19 protein-coding genes are annotated in these 19,000 nt (G+C 60.5%); 11 read left to right on the forward strand and 8 right to left on the reverse strand.

What is annotated here, in order from left to right; genetic code table 11:
* Positions 1–54 precede the first annotated feature (54 nt).
* From NKI72_RS25510 to NKI72_RS25540, 7 genes are all read left to right on the forward strand, one after another.
* Entirely contained in the window at positions 55–1,137 is a 1,083-nt protein-coding gene (locus NKI72_RS25510; RefSeq protein ID WP_352503721.1) for an amidohydrolase family protein, read from the forward strand.
* A gap of 11 nt (positions 1,138–1,148) precedes the next feature.
* On the forward strand, positions 1,149–1,502 hold the full coding sequence (locus NKI72_RS25515) for a Rieske (2Fe-2S) protein (RefSeq protein WP_352770491.1): 354 nt from the start codon (positions 1,149–1,151) through the stop codon (positions 1,500–1,502).
* A gap of 112 nt (positions 1,503–1,614) precedes the next feature.
* Positions 1,615–3,222, forward strand: coding sequence for an ABC transporter substrate-binding protein (locus tag NKI72_RS25520; RefSeq protein ID WP_352851165.1), 1,608 nt, complete (start codon positions 1,615–1,617; stop codon positions 3,220–3,222).
* 94 nt (positions 3,223–3,316) lie between these two features.
* Complete coding sequence (locus NKI72_RS25525; protein WP_352851167.1) at positions 3,317–4,363, forward strand: ABC transporter permease; 1,047 nt, start codon at positions 3,317–3,319, stop codon at positions 4,361–4,363.
* Complete coding sequence (locus NKI72_RS25530; RefSeq protein WP_352851169.1) at positions 4,360–5,244, forward strand: ABC transporter permease; 885 nt, start codon at positions 4,360–4,362, stop codon at positions 5,242–5,244. Before NKI72_RS25525 ends, NKI72_RS25530 begins: the two co-directional genes overlap by 4 nt.
* A complete protein-coding gene (locus NKI72_RS25535) occupies positions 5,234–6,865 on the forward strand; it encodes an ABC transporter ATP-binding protein (RefSeq protein ID WP_352833000.1) in 1,632 nt (543 codons plus the stop codon). The genes NKI72_RS25530 and NKI72_RS25535 overlap by 11 nt, the downstream gene beginning before the upstream one ends.
* Before the next feature lie 257 nt (positions 6,866–7,122).
* Positions 7,123–7,908, forward strand: a complete 786-nt coding sequence (locus NKI72_RS25540; protein WP_352851170.1) for a protein-L-isoaspartate O-methyltransferase family protein — start codon at positions 7,123–7,125, stop codon at positions 7,906–7,908.
* Positions 7,909–7,999: 91 nt separating this feature from the next.
* On the opposite strand, the gene ftsH is transcribed toward NKI72_RS25540, so the two are convergent.
* On the reverse strand, positions 8,000–9,934 hold the full coding sequence (gene ftsH / locus NKI72_RS25545; protein WP_352851172.1) for an ATP-dependent zinc metalloprotease FtsH: 1,935 nt from the start codon (positions 9,932–9,934) through the stop codon (positions 8,000–8,002).
* 154 nt (positions 9,935–10,088) lie between these two features.
* Complete coding sequence (locus tag NKI72_RS25550; RefSeq protein WP_352851173.1) at positions 10,089–10,832, reverse strand: Crp/Fnr family transcriptional regulator; 744 nt, start codon at positions 10,830–10,832, stop codon at positions 10,089–10,091.
* 257 nt (positions 10,833–11,089) lie between these two features.
* On the opposite strand from NKI72_RS25550, the gene NKI72_RS25555 reads away from it, so the two are divergent.
* Genes NKI72_RS25555 through NKI72_RS25565 form a run of 3 tightly spaced genes read left to right on the forward strand, consistent with a single transcriptional unit; the run spans position 11,090 to position 14,031 of the window.
* Entirely contained in the window at positions 11,090–11,410 is a 321-nt protein-coding gene (locus tag NKI72_RS25555) for a circadian clock KaiB family protein (protein WP_352851175.1), read from the forward strand.
* Positions 11,397–12,893, forward strand: coding sequence for a circadian clock protein KaiC (kaiC, locus tag NKI72_RS25560; RefSeq protein ID WP_352851177.1), 1,497 nt, complete (start codon positions 11,397–11,399; stop codon positions 12,891–12,893). Before NKI72_RS25555 ends, kaiC begins: the two co-directional genes overlap by 14 nt.
* Before the next feature lies 1 nt (position 12,894).
* The gene (locus NKI72_RS25565) at positions 12,895–14,031 is read left to right on the forward strand and encodes a two-component system sensor histidine kinase NtrB (RefSeq protein ID WP_352706439.1); all 1,137 of its coding nucleotides are present in this window, start codon (positions 12,895–12,897) and stop codon (positions 14,029–14,031) included.
* A gap of 118 nt (positions 14,032–14,149) precedes the next feature.
* On the opposite strand, the gene NKI72_RS25570 is transcribed toward NKI72_RS25565, so the two are convergent.
* From NKI72_RS25570 to NKI72_RS25595, 6 genes are all read right to left on the reverse strand, one after another.
* Entirely contained in the window at positions 14,150–14,515 is a 366-nt protein-coding gene (locus NKI72_RS25570) for an SPW repeat protein (protein WP_352706440.1), read from the reverse strand.
* Positions 14,500–14,859, reverse strand: coding sequence for a DNA-directed RNA polymerase subunit omega (gene rpoZ, locus NKI72_RS25575; RefSeq protein ID WP_352706441.1), 360 nt, complete (start codon positions 14,857–14,859; stop codon positions 14,500–14,502). Before rpoZ ends, NKI72_RS25570 begins: the two co-directional genes overlap by 16 nt.
* A 9-nt stretch (positions 14,860–14,868) precedes the next feature.
* Positions 14,869–15,615, reverse strand: coding sequence for an NADH dehydrogenase ubiquinone Fe-S protein 4 (locus tag NKI72_RS25580; RefSeq protein ID WP_352851178.1), 747 nt, complete (start codon positions 15,613–15,615; stop codon positions 14,869–14,871).
* 72 nt (positions 15,616–15,687) lie between these two features.
* The gene (locus tag NKI72_RS25585; protein ID WP_352517318.1) at positions 15,688–16,182 is read right to left on the reverse strand and encodes an Hsp20/alpha crystallin family protein; all 495 of its coding nucleotides are present in this window, start codon (positions 16,180–16,182) and stop codon (positions 15,688–15,690) included.
* A 75-nt stretch (positions 16,183–16,257) separates the two neighbouring features.
* Positions 16,258–16,728, reverse strand: coding sequence for an Hsp20 family protein (locus NKI72_RS25590; protein WP_352851179.1), 471 nt, complete (start codon positions 16,726–16,728; stop codon positions 16,258–16,260).
* A 250-nt stretch (positions 16,729–16,978) separates the two neighbouring features.
* On the reverse strand, positions 16,979–17,341 hold the full coding sequence (locus tag NKI72_RS25595) for a hypothetical protein (RefSeq protein ID WP_352851180.1): 363 nt from the start codon (positions 17,339–17,341) through the stop codon (positions 16,979–16,981).
* A gap of 247 nt (positions 17,342–17,588) precedes the next feature.
* On the opposite strand from NKI72_RS25595, the gene NKI72_RS25600 reads away from it, so the two are divergent.
* Positions 17,589–18,983, forward strand: a complete 1,395-nt coding sequence (locus NKI72_RS25600; RefSeq protein ID WP_352851181.1) for a Do family serine endopeptidase — start codon at positions 17,589–17,591, stop codon at positions 18,981–18,983.
* The last annotated feature ends 17 nt before the right edge of the window (positions 18,984–19,000 follow it).

A 19,000-nucleotide genomic window follows, 5' to 3' on the forward strand; every position in this document is an offset into this window, starting at 1 on the left:
CGCGGTGAAATCGGCCGGCAGATCGTCCAGGCTGAAGCTACGGAGCTGAGCAACGTGTTCATAGTCGACTGCGATTGTCACAATTACTGGTCGAGCGCGACTGTATTGGAGCCTTACCTTTCCGGCCTATGGAAGGACATGTTCGTTGAAGGCGAGAAGACAGGTCCCGTTGGCGCCTTCCCGCATGGCCATCGTCCCTGGTTTCATCCGCAGGACTTCTCACGCAAGGACGTCCGTCCGAAAACAGAAGCCGACAACTATCTCATCATGAAGGAAAAACACCTCGACAAGTACAAGGTCGACGTGGCGATCCTGACCGGCGATGAGCCGATCGAGGCTTCCACCCTCGCCAATCCCTATTATGCCAGCGCCCTCGTCAGCGCCTACAATGACTATCAGATCGACCAATGGCTGCCGAAGGACGATCGCTTCATGGGCTCGATCATCGTCGCGCCACAGGATCCGAAGCTCGCGGCCGCCGAGATACGCCGTCTGGGCAATCACCCGCGCATGGTTCAGGTTCTCGCTTCGCAAGGCTCCGTCAAGCCCTATGGCGATCCGTTTTACCATCCAATTTATGAGGCTTGCGCCGAGGTGGGGCTGCCCTTTGCCATTCATCTGGGCGGCCATGGCGGCGTGAATTCGACCGCGATTGCTCCGGCCCCGACGACATTCTTCTGGGAGACCCATGCCATCCTGCACATGTCGGCCATTTCGCATGTCGCAAGCATGATTGCGCATGGCGTCTTCGAAAAATGGCCGGACCTCTACTTCGTGGTCATCGAATGCGGCGTCGCCTGGGTGCCATCGGTATTGTGGCGCCTGGACGCCGACTACAAAGCCCTACGCAAAGAGACGCCATGGCTAAAGATGCTGCCGTCCGAATATTGCCGGCGCAACATCCGCTTTTCCACGCAGCCGCTGGAGCAGCCCGCAAATATTCAGCATCTCTGGTCCACTCTCGAGGCGATGGACGGCGAAAATACGCTGATGTTTGCCTCCGACTATCCCCATTGGGACTATGACGATGCCAACACGCTGCAAATCCCTCCTGCCTGGAAGAGCAAGATCATGGGGCTGAATGCGCTGGAGGTTTACAAGCGCATCCCGCGCGCGCAAGCGGCGAATGCTGCCTGAGGAAGCAGACGATGCCCGAGAAGACATACATCTGTAGAGTCGAAGAGATCGAAACCGGATCTCCCTTCATCGCCAAGATCCGCAGCCTTTCGGTCGGCGTTTTTCGCATCGGGGATTCATTCCACGCGCTGCTGAATGTTTGTCCGCACCGCGGCGCTCCCCTTTGCGAGGGGCCGCAATGTGGAACAACTGCACCGGTCGAAGAGGCGCAGTTCATCTATCACCGCCAAAACGAGATCGTGCGCTGCGCCTGGCATGGCTGGGAATTTGATATCAAATCGGGCGCGGCCCTGGTCGATCCGTCCGTTCGCGCGCGCACATTTCCAGTAACGGTCGAGGCGGGCAGCATCTATGTGACGGCCTGATTGAGGTACGGATTCGAAAAGTAGCAGAAAGGGTGATCGCGGCTAACGGGCAGATTTCTTCACAGGGTGCGGCACGAACAATAACGCGGAAAATCCGCAATGGGAGAGTCAAATGTCAGAATCTGGATACAAGCTTGGTATCGCTCAAAGCCTGATCGGTCGCGGCAAGATTTCCCGTCGCGACTTCATTCATCTTGGGCTGGCCGCTGGGCTGACGGTCACCGCTGCGGATAAGCTCTTCGTCAGCACGGCCCGGGCCGAACCGCTGCAGGGCGGCTTCGCCAAGCTCGGAATGGCACATGGCGCGACGACGGATTCGATCGATCCGGCCGGCTACCCGGACACCTTCACACAGACAGCGTTCTCGGGCTCGATGTCCAACAGCCTCACCGAGGTCGACGCCAAAGGCAACGTCCAACCGGACCTTGCCGAGAGCTTTGAATCGTCCGATGGCGCCAAAACCTGGGTCTTCAAGCTTCGCAAGGGCGCAACCTTCCACAACGGCAAGAATGTGACGGCGGACGATGTCGTGACTTCGCTTCGCTATCATATGGGCGACGAAACTAAGTCGGCGGCGAAGCCGCTGCTTGAGCCCGTCGCCAGCATTAAGGCGGATGGCCCCGAAACGGTTGTCTTCACGCTGAAAAGCGGCAACGCCGACTTCCCCTACATCATGAGTGACTACCATCTGGTCATCATGCCGGCCAAGGACGGCAAGGCGGATTGGGGATCGGGCGTTCGCACCGGCGCTTTCGTGCTTGAGAATTTCCAGCCCGGCGTTTCGGCCAAACTCAAGCGCAATCCGAACTACTTCAAGAACGGCAAACCCTATCTCGACGAGGTGGAGTTCATCGCCATCACCGATCTCGCCGCTCGCATGGCCGCGCTATCGACGGGGGAGGTGGACTATATTGGCCGCGCCGACCTTAAGACCCTCGGCATGTTGAAACGCAACCCCAAGGTGGAGATCGTCGAGGTCACCGGCTATGGCCATTACACCTTGCCGATGAATGTCACGATGGCGCCGTTCGATAATCCGGATGTCCGGATGGCCTTAAAGTGGGCGATCAACCGTCAGGAGATCGTCGACAAGATCTTTCTCGGTCACGCCACTGTGGCCAATGACAACCCGATCGCGCCGGCGATTAAATTCGCCACGAATCCGCAGCCGCAGCACAGTTTCGATCCGGAGAAAGCCAAGCACTATCTGAAAAAGGCTGGAATGGAGAAACTGAAGGTGGACCTCTCGGTCGCCGATGCCGCTTTTGCAGGCGCGGTGGACGCGGCTGCGCTGATCCGCGAGACGGCAGCCCAGTGCGGTATCGACGTAAACGTCGTGCGCGAGGCCGAGGATGCCTATTGGGACAATGTCTGGCTCAAGAAACCTTGGTGCGCTTCCTATTGGAGTGGTCGCGCCACGGCCGACTGGATGTTCACGCAAGCCTTCGCCGCCGATTCCAGCTGGAACGAGTCGTTCTGGAAAAATCCCCGCTTCAACGAGTTGCTTGTCCAGGCGCGCGCCGAGACGGATGAGGCCAAGCGGGCGGCAATGTATGCCGAGATGCAGCAACTGACGCATGATGATGGCGGCAGCATCGTGCTGGTCTTCAACAATTTCGTCAGCGCCAAATCCAACAAGCTCGCACATGGCGAAGTGGCGCCGAACTGGGAGAACGACGGACTGAAGATGGCCGAACGCTGGTGGATCGCCACTGCGTGAGAGAGCGGGCCGGACCCGCGATGGCTACTGGGCTTCGGCTTGCAGCCGCGTGCCGTGCCGGCAGGGCAGCGACGGCAACGGGAAACGCGAGCAAATGAACCCGGTCGCAAGAACGGTTCTGCAGCGCCTCGGCCTCGGCCTGGTCACGCTGTTCATCGTCTCCATCATTATCTTCTCTGCGATTGCAATGCTGCCGGGCGACTTCGCCAAGGCGATGCTCGGACAATCCGCGACACCCGAAACGGTCGCCGCCTTCCAGCGAGAAATTGGCATCGACCGTCCGCCTGTCGAGCGTTATTTCGTCTGGGTCGGGCAGATGCTCCATGGAGATTTCGGCTCTTCGTTCGCAAGCCGCACCGGATATCGGCGCACCGTGGCCGAGATCATCGCGCCGCGCCTTTACAATACGATGTTCCTCGCATCGATGACCGCGCTGATCGCAGTTCCGCTCGCCCTGGGACTGGGCATCCTCGCTGCGCTCTACCGCAATGGCTGGTTCGACCGGCTGGTGAACGCAGTGACGCTGACAACCATTTCGTTCCCGGAATTCTTCGTCGCCTATATGCTTGCCTATCTGGTCATCTCGCGCGACACATTCATCGGCTCCGAGTTCGCACAATCCCTGCCGCACTGGCTTGCAATGTCACTGAACTGGATACTTAACGCAGTTCCCAAGTTCCCGACATTGTCGAACGTAAACGACCAGACGCCGTTCTGGGATCAGGTCTGGAGAGTAGCCTTGCCGGCGACCACGCTTACGCTCGTCATCGTCGCACACATGATGCGCATGACACGAGCGGCGATCATCAACATGCTTGCAAGCCCCTATATCGACATGGCGCGTCTCAAAGGAGTCTCGCCGATGGCCATCGTACTCAGGCATGCCTTGCCCAACGCATGGGCTCCGATCGTCACGGTGGTGGCTTTCAATCTTGCTTATCTCGTGGTCGGGGTGGTCGTCGTCGAAGTGGTGTTCGTCTATCCCGGCATCGGTCAGCTGATGGTCGACGCGGTCAAATCAAGGGATGTTCCGGTTGTCCAGGCTTGCGCCTTGATTTTCGCGGCGACCTATATCCTCCTTAATCTGACCGCCGACATCATTTCCATCGCCACCAATCCCAGGCTCTTGCATCCACGATGACCAGCTACGAACCCATCGCGCAGGTTCACAGGCTGAGGCGCTCGCGCGCCACCCGGGCCAAAACGGCGCTGAAGAAGGCACCCTTCAGTGCCTGGTTCGGCATCCTCGTGATCATTGGCTATGTCGTCGTTGCGGTCTTCGCGCACTGGATCGCCCCATACGGCGAAACACAGGTCTTCAGCGAGGCCTTCGCACCGTGGAACCAGCAGTTCAAATTGGGTACCGACCAGCTCGGCCGCGATATGCTCACACGCTTGATTTACGGTGCGCGTAACACCATCGGTATAGCCGTCGCGACTACATTGCTGTCCTTCGCAGTCGGCGTCTCGCTAGGCCTTCTTGCCGCGTTGTATAGAGGATGGCTCGACCAGATACTGTCGCGTGCGGTGGACGTCTTGATGTCGATCCCAAGCCTTATCTTCGCCCTGGTGCTGCTTTCGATCTTCGGCTCGTCGATCACAAGCCTGATAATCATCATTGCGCTGCTCGATTCTACCCGTGTCTTTCGGCTCGCACGCGCCGTCGGGCTTAACGTGGCGGTAATGGACTATGTCGAAGTGGCGCGATTGCGCGGCGAAGGCCCGAAATGGATCATCGCCAAGGAAATCCTTCCCAACGTGATGCCGCCGCTGGTCGCGGAGTTCGGCTTGCGATTTTGCTTCGTATTCCTCACGATCGCGGCACTGTCCTTCCTGGGGGTCGGTATTCAGCCACCGACCGCCGATTGGGGATCGATGGTGCGCGAGAATGCGACCCTGATCACCTACGGCGATGTCACGCCGCTGCTGCCGGCCGGCGCGATTGCCCTCCTCACGGTCTCTGTGAATTTCGTCGTGGACTGGTTCCTGCATGCAACAAGCGGGTTGCGGGATGAAAAATAGCGCTCCCGGATTGCGCGAAAAAGGCAAGGATCTGCTTCAGATCCGCAATCTGCATGTGGAGGGTTTCTCGGACGAGCGGTGGTATCCCATTGTCCGCGGGGTCGATCTGGCGCTGAAGCGGGGGGACGTTCTTGGCCTGATCGGCGAGTCAGGCGCCGGCAAATCCACCATTGGCCTCGCGGCGATGGGTTACGCCAAGCCGGGCTGCCGTATCACACAGGGCTCGATCCTGTTCGACGGGATCAATCTTCTGGCACTAAGCGAAACAGGGCGGCGTCGCCTCAGAGGCTCCCGTATCGCCTATGTCGCGCAAAGCGCGGCGGCCTCTTTCAATCCGGCCCACCGACTCCTCGATCAGACTGTCGAAACCGTGGTGGCGCATGGGATTGCCAGCCGAGAGAAAGCGAACCGGAGTGCGGTCGATCTTTATCGGCGTCTTCAGCTTCCAGATCCGGAGACCATTGGCTTTCGCTATCCTCACCAGGTTTCCGGCGGACAGTTGCAACGGGCGATGACCGCGATGGCGATGGCTTGCCGTCCGGACCTCATCGTCTTCGACGAGCCAACGACGGCGCTCGATGTGACAACCCAGGTCGAAGTTCTCGCCTCCATTCGCAACATCGTGGAGGAGTTCAACACCGCTGCAATCTATGTGACGCATGATCTGGCTGTGGTGGCGCAAATGGCGGACCGCATCATGGTTTTGCGCCATGGACTAACCGTGGAGGAGGCAGAAACGCGCCAGATGCTCGCCTCGCCCACCCAGGAATATACCAAGACGCTCTGGGCCGTGCGCAAGCTCGCCAAGCCCGAAGTTCCGGCCGATGAATATTTGCTTACGATAGACAACGTCACCGCGGCCTACGGCCGGGCGGTTAAGGTGCTCCAGGATGTCTCGATCAAAGTTCCACGCGGAAGAACAGTGGCTGTGGTCGGCGAGTCCGGTTCCGGGAAATCGACGCTCGCTCGCGTCGTTACCGGCCTGCTGCCCCCGCTTTCGGGGTCGATTTCCTTTGCCGGCCAGGCTCTTTCCAAGACCGTGAAGTTGCGCCCAAAAGAGATCCTGCGACGCATACAGATGATTTATCAAATGCCCGACAACGCCCTAAATCCGCGCCAGACGGTCGAAGAAGTTATAGCTCGTCCGCTTGAATTCTACCTTGGCCTCAAGGGTGCACAACGGGATCGGCGGATCGGCGAACTCATGCACATGGTCGAGATGAGCGAAACTTACCTGGATCGTCTGCCGGCCGAACTGTCGGGAGGCCAGAAGCAGCGCGTTTGCATCGCCCGGGCGTTGGCCGCCGATCCGGAGCTGATAATCTGCGACGAAATCACGTCCGCGCTCGACCAGATTGTGCAAGAGGAAATCCTGAAGCTCTTGATCCGGCTTCAGCGCGAGCTCGGCATGACCTACATTTTCATCACCCATGACATTGCCACCGTGCGGGCGATCGCCGACGAAATTGTGGTCATGCACCAGGGTAAAGTCGTTGAGCAGGGATTAAAGAGCGAAATTCTCACGCCGCCGCATGCCCCCTATACCGAACGGCTTCTGTCCTCCGTGCCGGAAATGGACCCGGATTGGCTGACAAGGCTGCTCGCCAGCCGGAGGATGTGATCGTCGGGGACAGTGTTCTTCCATATCGCCACGGTTTACAGTCTCGCGGAAGGCGCTCGGCGAAACCGCGCTCGGTCGCAAACGGACAGCGCGCATCGCCCCGTCCATACGAGGATAGCCGCCCTTTGCCGTCACTCGGTTTCTGAGAGTATGATGGAGTACGCGCAATCCGGGAGCCGATACTCTATGCCAACTGAAATCGATGCTAGTGTAGCGCCCGGTGGTTTGCCGAAGACCTGCGTGTCGCATCACCTGTCTTGCACAACCCCGCGGTCATCGAGGCCTTCGCAAAGGTTCCGCGCGAACACTACTTTGGCAACGGGCCATGGCGTATCCATTCGAGATTGCAAATCGGGGCGGTCCATACCAGCCCTTCAGCCGCACTTCATGAGATCTACCACGACGTTCTGGTCTTGCTTGACGAAAAACGCGGACTGAACAGCGGCTTGCCGTCGCTTTGGGCACTGGTTTTCGACCATCTGAACATCACTCCCGGCCAGACCGTCCTTCAGGTGGGCGCCGGTGTCGGCTATTTCACAGCCATCCTCGCTGAACTGACGGGTTCTGAAGGACGCGTGATTGCATATGAGATCGACGAAGAACTAGCTCGGCGCGCGCAAGGCAATCTCGCTCACTATGCGCACGTCGAAGTGACGTGCGGTGATGCAACGCAGGCAATTGATCTGCCAGACCTCGATGTCGTGATCGCCTTTGCCGGAGTGACGCACGTGCCGGAACGGTGGCTTTCAAATTTGTCCGACGCTGGCCGGATGGCATTGCCGTTCACGGGTGAAGACCGACGAGGTTTCATGATGCTTCTGGAAAGGGCTGGCGATACGTTTCCCGTACGATCACTTGTGCCATGCGGATTTTACCCCTGCAGCGGAGCCAGGCGCACTGACGAAGAAAAGGCCTTGATGGTCGCCCTCAAGGCTGCGCGAGGCAAGGTCACCCGTCTCGCGCAATATCACCGAGGGCGACCGAAAAATGGCATCGAGAACGCTTGGTTGGTGACCGACACATACTGGATTTCGAAAGCCTAGAGATCAATGTCGATCTTGCGTGTCACCGTCGTAGCGTGCGGCACGGCTTTCCACGAGCGATCTATGCCGGCGGGAGCAGTCCGAAACATCATTATTGCGTCCGAAATTTCCCCGATCCGCGCGTGGGGATTGCAGCCGCGGTCCTGGCCGGCTGCAGCACAGCCTTCTTCTTATGCGAAGACAGACTGGAACTATACTGCGCAGCATGATCAGCCGTCGAGGCGTCTCCGACCAGCGCCGCAAGGTCAGTCTCATCGAGCGTCTCGGTCTCGAGAAGCCTGCGTGCCGCCCTTTCCAGCACGTCGCGCCGCTCGGTGAGCAGGCTGACGGTTCGTTCGAACGCGGCCTCCACAATGTCGCGCACTTCCGCGTCGATGGCATCGGCGGCGGCTTCGCCGTAATCGTGCTCGCGCGGTCCGCCGGCGAGCGGGTTGGGGCTCAGGAAGGAGCGTGGGTCCTTTTCCAACGCCACGTGCCCGAGTTTTGCCGACATGCCGTAACGCGTCACCATGGCGCGCGCTATGTCGGTTACCTTGGCGAGATCATCGGCGGCTCCGGTGGACAGATGGCCGAATACGATCCATTCGGCCGCCCTGCCGCCGAGCAGCACTGCCATTTTGTTGTCCAGCTCCTCGCGTGTCATCAGGAAGCGATCCTCGGTCGGACGCTGGATAGTGTAGCCGAGCGCGCCGACGCCGCGTGGTATGATCGACACCTTGTGCACCGGGTCGACGCCAGGCAGCGCCATGGCTGCCAGCGCATGACCCATTTCATGGTAGGCGACGATCTCGCGCTCCTTCGGGTTCAGGAGCCGGTTGCGTTTCTCCAGTCCCGCGACGATGCGCTCCACCGCATTGTTGAAATCTCCCATCATTACCGCATCCGCCTTACGGCGCGTGGCGAGCAACGTCGCCTCGTTCACGAGATTGGCCAGGTCAGCACCGGTGAAACCGGGCGTCAGCGCCGCCACTTTTTCCGCGTCGACATCCGTCGCCAGCTTGGCCTTGCTCATGTGAACCTGCAGGATCTTGATGCGACCCTGCTTGTCGGGCCGGTCGACCAATACCTGGCGGTCGAAACGGCCGGCGCGCAGAAGTGCCGGATCAAGGATCTCAGGACGGTTCGTCGCGGCCAGCAGCACAACGCCGATCTGTGGATCGAAACCGTCGAGTTCGACCAGAAGCTGGTTGAGCGTCTGCTCCTTTTCGTCGTGGCCGCCGACCATGGTCCCGCGGGCGCGGCCAAGAGCGTCGAGCTCGTCGATGAATATGATTGCGGGAGCCTTGGACCGCGCCTGCTCGAAAAGATCGCGCACGCGCGCGGCCCCGACCCCCACGAACATCTCGACGAACTCCGAACCGGAGATCGAGAAGAACGGGACCTTGGCTTCGCCGGCGACGGCCTTGGCGAGCAGAGTCTTGCCCGTGCCCGGCGGTCCGACCAGCAGCACGCCTTTGGGCATGCGGCCTCCGAGGCGGCCGTATTCGCCCGGGTTCTTGAGAAAATCCACAATCTCCTGCAGCTCGGCCTTGGCTTCATCGACCCCCGCCACGTCGTCGAACGTCACGCCGGTATTGGCTTCGACATAGACCCTGGCCTTGCTCCTGCCAATTTGCATCAAACCTCCGACGCCGCCGTCCATGCGTCTTAGAAGCAGCATCCACAGGCCAAAGAAGACGAGCACTGGCACAACCCAGGAAAGCAGGTCGCTCAGGAAGGTGCTTTCGACCTGGCCGGTCACAGTGACACCGTGCTCCTGCAGGTCGCGGGCGAGGTTCGGCTCGACGCGTGTGGTGATGAACAGCGGCCTGCCGTCTTGCGGCTCCTTGAAGCGGCCCTGGATGAAGCGGTCCGAAACCTGCACCTCGGCGATTTTGCCGGCGTTCAACAGGGTCTCGAATTGGCTGTACGGAATCTGGGCGACGTGCTGCGTCGTGGCATAGATATACTGGACGACCATCACGGCCACGAACGCCGCGATCCAGTACCAGATATTGAACTGCGTCTTTCTGTTCCTCACGTCCATGGCGGCCTCCACAGGGAAACGGATATAGGTCCCCCAGCCCTCGCGGCATCGGTGCAGGCCGGGTCCGGCGCAAAAAAGTGGGAGGCCCCAGACCGGCCGGCGACGATAGTGGGTCAGTCATTGTCCTTCCTGTGCGGCAGGCCCGGCGAACTTGTCAGCCGTTTTCCTCCGCCGGATAGACTCCTTTCAATACGTCGTTGAAATGATGGCTGACCGCCGCATTGCACTCGCAGGCAAGGGAACGCAGCCCGTCAGCATTGCGCACCGCAAGCCGAGCGCGCCGCGTCTCGATGACGCCGCGCTGCCGCAGGTCGCGGATGACTCGGCTCAGATAGCTGCGGCCGACGCCTAGCATTGTCGCAAGCTGTTCCTGCGTCACACCCAGTTCCTGTGCCCCCGTCCGTTCTGTCGCCGCCACCAGCCATCTTGCAGTGCGCTGTTCAATCGAATGCGCTGCGCTGCAGGCGACGGATTGGAACACCTGCGCCATCAGGCAATCGGCGTAACGGGCGAACAGGTGATGCAATGTCAAGGAACGCAATTTGGCTTCTTCGAGATGGTGCAGGTCGATCCTGAAGAATACCCCTCCAAGCTGAACTTCGGCCCGCGCATACGCCGGCAGTCTGCCTTGGCTGACGATGCCGCCCACCGCTCCTTCACGACCGATCAGCGCAGTCTCTATCGCTCGCCCGTCGCTCAGCACGACAAGATAGGAGACCAGTACCGATCCGCAAGGAAAGTAAGCGAAGCGGACCGTATCGCCTGGTTCGTGCAGCAGTGTCCCGGCGGACGCCCACCATTGTTCGAGTCCTGGGTGCAGGATCTCCCAGTCGTCCGCCCTGAGTGCCCGAAGCAGGTTGTTTCCAATCGGCTCCGATTGTTTTTGCAGGTTCTCCATCGCACTCCTCTTTTCAAATGGGACGTCTACAACGCCAAATGTGGAGAAATGTTCACAAGTGCGCAGACGAACCAGGCACAGCTATCTACAAAGACATAAGGGGCGCTGATCCAGGCCTCACCGAGCGCGAGCCGTGGTGCATCGGCTTCCAGGCAGACCGACTTCTGCTGAGGGAAGAAAAATGCCGGCGACTGGATTCCGTGGCGTGGCGCCTCGTGCACGCCGAAAACTGCAACTCCCTGCAGCAAGGCGTGAACATGAGCGTCAATGATCGGTCCAATCCAGGGGCCAACGGCCTGCTTCGACTCTATGTCGCCGGCGATGCGCCGGGCGCCCGGCGGGCGCTGGAAAGCCGTCTGAGGATAGTGGAGGAGTTGGCCGGCCGTGTCGAAATCCAGGTCGTCGACGTCCTCGCCCATCCTGAAGAGGCTGAAAGGGCCGGCATTCTAGCGACGCCGGCGCTCTCGGATGAGTCAACCACCCCTCCACGCCGGCTGATTGGCGACATCGGCAACATCGCTCAGGTTCTCGACTATTTCGGTTATCGCAAGAAGGACGGTGGCTATGACCACAGCTGAAGAGATCCTCATCGATCCTGTGCTCGAACGCGTCAGGACCGGTATCGAGGCTTTCGACGATCTTGTGATGGGCGGCCTGCCGCGCGGGCGCACCACCATCGTCGGAGGCACGCCGGGCAGTGGCAAGACTGTATTTGCAACGCAGTTTCTGGCCCATGGCATCACCGTGCTCGACGAGCCAGGCGTCTTCGTCACGTTCGAGGAATCGCCGCTCGAGATCGAGGTCAACATGGCCAGCTTCGGCTGGGACATCCGCCGTTGGCGCGAGACGAACAAGTTGGTTTTCGTCGACGCCAGCCCGCGTGACCACGACCAGATGATTATCGGCAATTTCGATTTGTCAGGCTTGCTAGCGCGTGTCCTGCACGCTGCGCGAAACGCCGCGGCGAAGCGCATTGTGCTGGATTCGGTCACCCAGCTCTTCGACCACTTCGTCGCGGAGCAGACATCGGTGCGTCGGGAGCTCCTTCGCATCGCGACAGCGCTAAAGAGGGATGGTTTGACGGTGCTGATGACCGCCGAACGCAACAGCGAGTATGGCGAGATCTCCCGCCACCGGATCGAGGAGTTCGTTGCCGACAACGTCGTAATCCTGCGCAACGCGCTCGACCGCGAGCGGCGCAGGCGCACGATCGAAGTTCTCAAGATGCGGGGCAGCCGCCACATCGAGGGCGAGGTGCCGATCACGCTCATGGTGAAGCAAGGCATAGTGGCAGTGCCACTGTCTTCATTGCGGCTTGAGCAGCAATCCAGCACCAAGCGGGTGACGAGCGGCAATCCGGAACTCGACAGGATGTGTGGCGGTGGATTCTTCCGCGACAGCGTCACCCTCGTCAGCGGTGCGACGGGCACCGGAAAGACGCTGCTGGTGACCAACTTTCTGGCAGGCGGCGCAGCGGCTGGCGAACGTGCCTTGCTGGTCGGCTACGAAGAGAGCCGCGGCCAGCTGTTCCGCAATGCGCGCGGCTGGGGCGTCGATTTCGAGGGCATGGAGGCGGATGGCCGGCTGAAGGTCGTTTGCATTTACCCGGAAGCGCAGAACTTGCCGGATCACCTGTTGATGATTCGCGAACTCGTTGAGGAGTTCAAACCTGACCGGATCGCTATCGACAGCCTGTCGGCATTGGAACGGATCGCACCAGAGACCGGTTTCCGGGAATTCCTGATCAGCCTCACTTCCTTCATCAAGAAACACGAGATCGCTGGCCTTTGCACAGCCACCAACAAATCGCTCGTCGGCGGCCAGAGTGCCAGCGAACAGCATATTTCAACCCTCACGGACTCGATCATCCTGTTGCGGTACATCCAGGAAGGGGATTTCATGCATCGGGGGATCATGGTGCTGAAAATGCGCGGCAGCGAGCATGACAAGCAGATTCGGCGCTTCACAATCGACAGCGCCGGGATGCATCTCGGTCAGCCCTTCGATGGCGCGCCCGACGTGTTCGGCGCTCCGCCGCGTCCTTGGCGTGAGGAGCGTTGAGATGGCGCGCGCCGCAGCCGAAATCTTCGACCAATACGGCGAGGCAAGTCTGACGGGCATCAGCCAGTTCGATTTTCGACGGCTGATCGAAACCACGGCCGACGGGGTTCTCGTCGTGGATCTGACGGGAACGGTGCTTTATGCAAATCCGGCGGCGGCCGCGATCTTCGGTTGTCCGGCTGCCGATCTCGTCCAGATTCCCCTCGGGCGACCGGTCATATCGGGTGAAACCACGGAAATCACCGTCCACAGACCCAATCGAGCACCAGCCGAAGTGGAAATGCGGACGGTCGAGCTTAGCTGGGATGGTAGGCCGGCGCTGCTTGCCAGTCTTCGCGACGTCTCCGCGCAACGCGCGCAGCAGGAGCGTCGACGTCAATCACAAAAGCTCGAGGCGATCGGCCGGCTCGCCGCCGGCATCGTTCACGACATCAACAATCTGCTCGCGGTGTTCGAATCGGGGCTACGACTGCTTCAGAAGCAGCTGCGCCAGGATCCTGCCAATCCGAACACGGCGATTCTGATTGAAGAGTTGCTGAAACGAACGCAAAACTGCGGTGCGCTCACGCAGCAATTGCTCGCGTTCTCTCGCGGACAGTCGCTGTATCCGGAGAGAATCGACCTGAATGGACGAATCAAAGCCGTCACGATGCTGCTGGAGCGGACGCTGGGGAACGGGATCGGCATTAGCCTTGAGCTGGATCCGGCACTTGGCCCTGTCCTCGTCGACGCCAATCAGCTGGACGTCGCCATCCTGAACCTGGCTGTGAATGCCAAGGACGCGATGGCCGGCAGGGGCACGCTGGCGATTGAGACCAGCGATACTCCAGGCGACATCGAAGACGTGCCCGCTCTGGCTGCCTCTTTCGTTCGGGTCACGGTCCGCGATACGGGGTGCGGGATGAGCAAGGAGGTCCTGGCCCAGGTGTTCGAGCCGTTCTTTACCACCAAGGCGGATGGCCAGGGGACCGGACTTGGGCTTAGCCAGGTTTACGGCTTCATCAAGCAGTCTGGAGGGCATGTTCGGATCGAGAGTGCAGTCGGCGAGGGAACAAGCGTTCATCTCTTTCTTCCCCGCGCGCCAAGCACGGGAAATGACGAGCTGCAGGGCGAGATCCGGCTCAATACACGTCGGTGAAAAAGCGGCCTGTGTTTCGGCTGCCGATGTGCCTGGCCGCAACGCCTGCAACGGCAGACCCCATCGAAGACGGTTGAAAAAAGCGGGCCCGGAAATCCAGGCCCGCCGGAGAGACTGGTCAGGCCGTTGAAACCGGACGGTCGCCGAAGAACCAGAGGTTTCCGGCAGCCAAGGCCGCCACGATGACGCCCACAATCACATGCGCCCACATGGCGGCAGCCAGAGCCGAAAAACCGAGGACCCAAGGCGAGATCAGCGTCCATAGCCCAACCACCAGGTTTGCCCATTCCTCATAGGCATGGAACGCAACCAGTGCACCCACGGCGATCAGGGCGATCACCGCACCGGCGATCCAGGCGTTCCAGGCCGCATGGGGTTCAGCCGCAAAGCCGAGAAACCAAGGCGACAGAACCAGCGCTATGCCGGCGATCACATTGAGGATGTCGATCACCGGACGTGTTTCAGATTTCAGCCATTTCTCCATTGTTCATCCTCCTTTCCTGACATGGTCAGTGCACCGCCCTCTGAGCGAAGGCGGGTGCGGCGGCCAGGGATTGCCCTTCGCCACCGCGAAGCTTTCTTCGTCGGCCGGGCCGAACCCGGCGATCGCGCGGAACCGAACCCGCCAGAACGAAGGGCTTGACTCGTCGGGCTGGAACCGGTTGCCGGCGATCTCACGCAGGCGAGTTCGACGGCCACAGTCACTTTGTCGGACAGGCGAGGCTCGGCGCCCCGGCTGAGTGCACGAGCCCGTCTCACCGCGGCGACAGCCAGTGCGAAACGGTTCGGCACGGTATTTTCACAATCGAACACAATGAGCGGATCCATAGCGTCACCTCACATTGCCTTCTGCTTCTGTTCAGGAATGGAGACGGTCAGGTTCGCTGCCGTCATCCAGGGTTCCAATGCGACCAGCGCCTGTTCCACTTCGTCGAGCCGCGTCGGACGCGCGTTCTCCGGCATCCCCTCGGCCGTTGCGAGATCGACCAGATACTCATTCCACGCCCAGTTGCGCAGGATGGCGCGTTTCTCGTCGGCGGTCAGAAGAGGGTCGACGACCACATCCATCGGCGATGCAAAAAGTGCCTCCGAGTCCGCCAGAGCCGCTCGATAATGCGACGCCTGCGAAACAGCGCCATAGCTGGTCTGCAGCAAAGTCAACTGGAGGCGGTTCAAGACAACGTCTGCGCCGGCCTGCAGCCGCTTGTCCGCCTCAGAAGATTCGACGGACTTTTCGGCCGCCGGGCTTCCTTGAACCTCGTAGGCAAGCCCCTGCCGTTCGGCATAGTCGATGGCCGCCTGAGCCGTCGGAAAATCGAGCTCCACCTGGGTCAGCGTGTCACCACCTCCGGTGTAGCCCATCAGCGGTTCAATGACCGGCGCAGTACGCCGCTCGAACACCAGCCGCCAGACCTTCGGCCGCGCACGGCCGGAGGTCATGACTGAGCGGCAAGGCTTGTAGATCCGTGCGACCGCATCACTCGGGAACTCGGATCTGCCGAACAGCGGCGCTCGCCCGCGGTTGTCGTTTGCCAGTTCGAGATTTTCTACGACTGGTGTGACTTCTCTTTCTTGCTTCTGCATCACTCATCCCTCCCATTTTGGCGAAGGATGCGCCGGAGGCAGCGGCCTGCCGCCTCCGACTTGCTCCATGCGTCAGTGGGTGATCGGGATGCGCTTCACCTTCGACTGCGCGTTCGGGTTCTTCGGCAGCGTCAGGGTCAGGACGCCATTGGCAAAGGACGCCTTGACCTTGTCGTCCTCGACCTCGTAGCCAAGGGGTATGCGCCGCTCGAAGCGACCATAGAAGCGCTCGGAGTAGTCCTTCTCGTCGGTCTCCGACTGCTTTTCGCCACGCAGGGTCAGCACGTCTTCGTCGAGCAGAACTTCGATGTCCTTCTCTTCCATGCCGGGGACCTCGGCGGTGACGCGAAGCTCATTATCCGACTCCGAGATCTCCACCTTCGGCCAGCCGCTATCGAAAGGCGAAAGCTGCCCCGCAGCAGGCAAGCGCGTCTCGAAGCTCCTCAACATATCGTCAAAGAGCCGGTTTACCTCGCGGTGAAGCGAAAGGAACGGGTCGCCACCGCTATAGATGCTCGGGGCCTGGTTGTTGTTGCGGCCCCACGGGATAAGGTCACGCATGTTCATTGTCATTCACCTCCACGTTCAACCGCGCGGCACCGGACGATTGCCGGTGCCTGTCGCTTCTGGTTCACGCTGACTTCAGGCTGCGTTCTTTTCGGCCTCGATCTGCCGCGGTGCTGCCTTTGCCGTGCTGCCGGCGATGGCGATCCGGCGCGGCTTCATCTCTTCGGGAAGCTCGCGCTGGAGATCGATGTTCAGCAGCCCATTGTCCAGGCTGGCGCCAACGACCTTCACATGGTCGGCCAGTTCGAACCGACGCTCGAAGGCGGGCCCGGCTATGCCGCGATAGAGATACTGGCCGTCATCGTCGCCAGATTGCGACCCGCTCACAACCAACAGGTTAGGCTGATGAGTGATGGTCAGCTGATCCCGCGAGAAGCCGGCGACCGCCATGGTGATGCGATAGGCGTCCTCACCAGTCTTGGCGATGTCATAGGGCGGCCAATTGTCTATCGCAGTGATACGGCTCGCATTCTCCAGCATGTTGAAAATTCGGTCGAAGCCGATGCTGGACCGGAACAGGGGGGTAAAATCGAGGTTTGTCCTCATAGCCACATCCTCCTTTGAGCAACATGGATACAAGGCGACGCCAAGAGAGCCTTGACGCCTCCTGGACCTGCGCCGGCCCCATCTGGCGACCGGCGATTAATTATTTATAACAGTGCTTTACGTGTTCAAGGGGGGCTATAGGAAAATTTTCAGCCAGACGACTGGTCGCTAAGAACACGTCTATCCCGCCCGCCGGCTAATCCTGGCCGGCGGGCGGATGCCTCGGATGAAGAGCGTGGCTGCGCTCCACTCAAAGTCGATCGACGGATGCTGTAAAACCGGTGACCGCAATACTTTCGATCTCACGACCGTGACCGGCGCCGGGAAGCTTCTCCAATTGATCCAATTGGCGCGACGCGTCCATGATGGCATCGAAGCTGACCGGTTCGGTTGCTCCCGGCGGCATGCGCAGCGCCGGCACCGATTCCACTGCACAGGAGTCCGATGCCCAGGACGAAAGGATTGCACGCTTCTCCTGGACGTCCAGCGTCACGTCAGCCAGCACGTCCTGAGGTCGCTCGAAATGCCGTGCTGGATGGAGCAACCGGTCAAGAAAAACATCAGGCCCCTCGGGCCCGATTGGGGGAAAACTCGTCGAAATGGCTCCTTCCATCGATGGTCCTCCGCTTTGAATAGTCTCCTCTGTTGATGTCATCTTTGGTGGCTCTCGCGATTTCTACCAGCTGAAATTTTGGAGAGTTTCGACCAAATTTCAATGGCCCCGCAACGCCACATTTCTCGCGGTTCAGCCCACCATCAACATTTTTTCGAACCGGTGAAACAATCGGCGTGAGTGTCAGTTCTTGCGTCTGGCACAACTCACGCAGCAGCGCCAGGGCGGTCGGGCAGGAGAACCAATCATGTCTTACATTTCCAGGAAGCGACTGTGCAGGGGCCTCGTCGCAGGAATCTTGATGCTCTCGGCTGGCGGCTTTGCTCCGGTTTCAGCACAGGAAATCCCGAACGACTTCAGCGCAATCGTGCGTCAGAAGCTGCCGGCCGTGGTCGCTATCACGACGAGGCAGATCATCCAGGACCAAACGATGCTCGACGATTTTCTCAATCCCTTCGATGGCCGCGGGCCAGTCCAGCCGCAGGTGCGAGAAGCTCTTGGCTCCGGCTTCGTGGTCAGCCCCGAGGGCTACATCGTCACCAACAATCATGTCGTGGCCGACTCCACCGAAATCCACGTCGTATTCTCCGATAAGGAGACGTCGCCCGCGCGACTGGTGGGCCGCGATCCAGCAACCGACATCGCGGTGCTGAAGGTCGATCCACGCCCCAGCATGACGACCACCGCCTGGGGTGACTCTGACGCAATGCAGCCGGGTGCCTGGACGATCGCGATTGGCAGTCCCTTCGGGCTCGGGGGAACGGTGACCGTCGGCGTGCTTTCCGCCCGCTCGCGCGACATCCAGGCCGGCCCTTACGACGATTTCCTCCAGACAGACGCCTCGATCAACAGAGGCAATTCCGGCGGCCCCCTGTTTAACGCGCGAGGCGAAGTGATCGGGGTCAACACGGCCATCGTCTCGCCGTCGGGCGGCAGCATAGGCATCGGTTTCGCCGTGCCGTCCCGAACCGCACGGAGCGTCGCCGATCAGCTGATCCGCACCGGCCGGATCGAGCGCGGCTTCATCGGAGTGCGTCTCCAGGAGGTGACGCCGTCGCTTGCCCAGGCGCTTGGCATATCGAGCACCAAGGGAGCGCTGGTCGCCTCGGTCGAGCCCGGCAGTCCGGCGGAGAAGGCCGGCTTGCAATCGGGGGATGTGATCACCCGGTTCAACGACAAGGACATTCAGGGCGTCCATGACCTGACGCTGGCGGCAGCGAACGAAAAGCCAGGGTCGAAAGCCACGCTGACAAGGAACCGCGGCGGCTCTCAGCAGGAGGTGGAACTGACCGTCGGTCAACGCAAGGACGAGGAGGTACAGACCGGTGCCGTTCCGAGTCCGGAAGGGGCGGACCAACGCCTCGGGCTGTCGCTCAGCCCCATTCCGGACGAAGCGCGCCAGCAACTGGGTCTGCAGCCGGGTACCACCGGCGTGTTTATCCAGGAAGTGGCGCCGAACAGCCCCGCCGCCGAGAACGGCCTTCGGCCTGGCGACGTCATCGTCTCGGCCAATACCCGCAACGTGACGCAGCCGTCGGATATCCAGCAAGAGTGGACGAAATCCCGTCAGCAGAAAAAGCCCATCCTGTTCCGCATCGAAAGGCAAGGACAATCGCTTTTCGTTGCAGTGGCTGCCTCCTGACGTGCTGCGTCAGGCGA

Source organism: Mesorhizobium sp. M0437 (genome assembly GCF_040321335.1).
Taxonomy (GTDB): domain Bacteria; phylum Pseudomonadota; class Alphaproteobacteria; order Rhizobiales; family Rhizobiaceae; genus Mesorhizobium.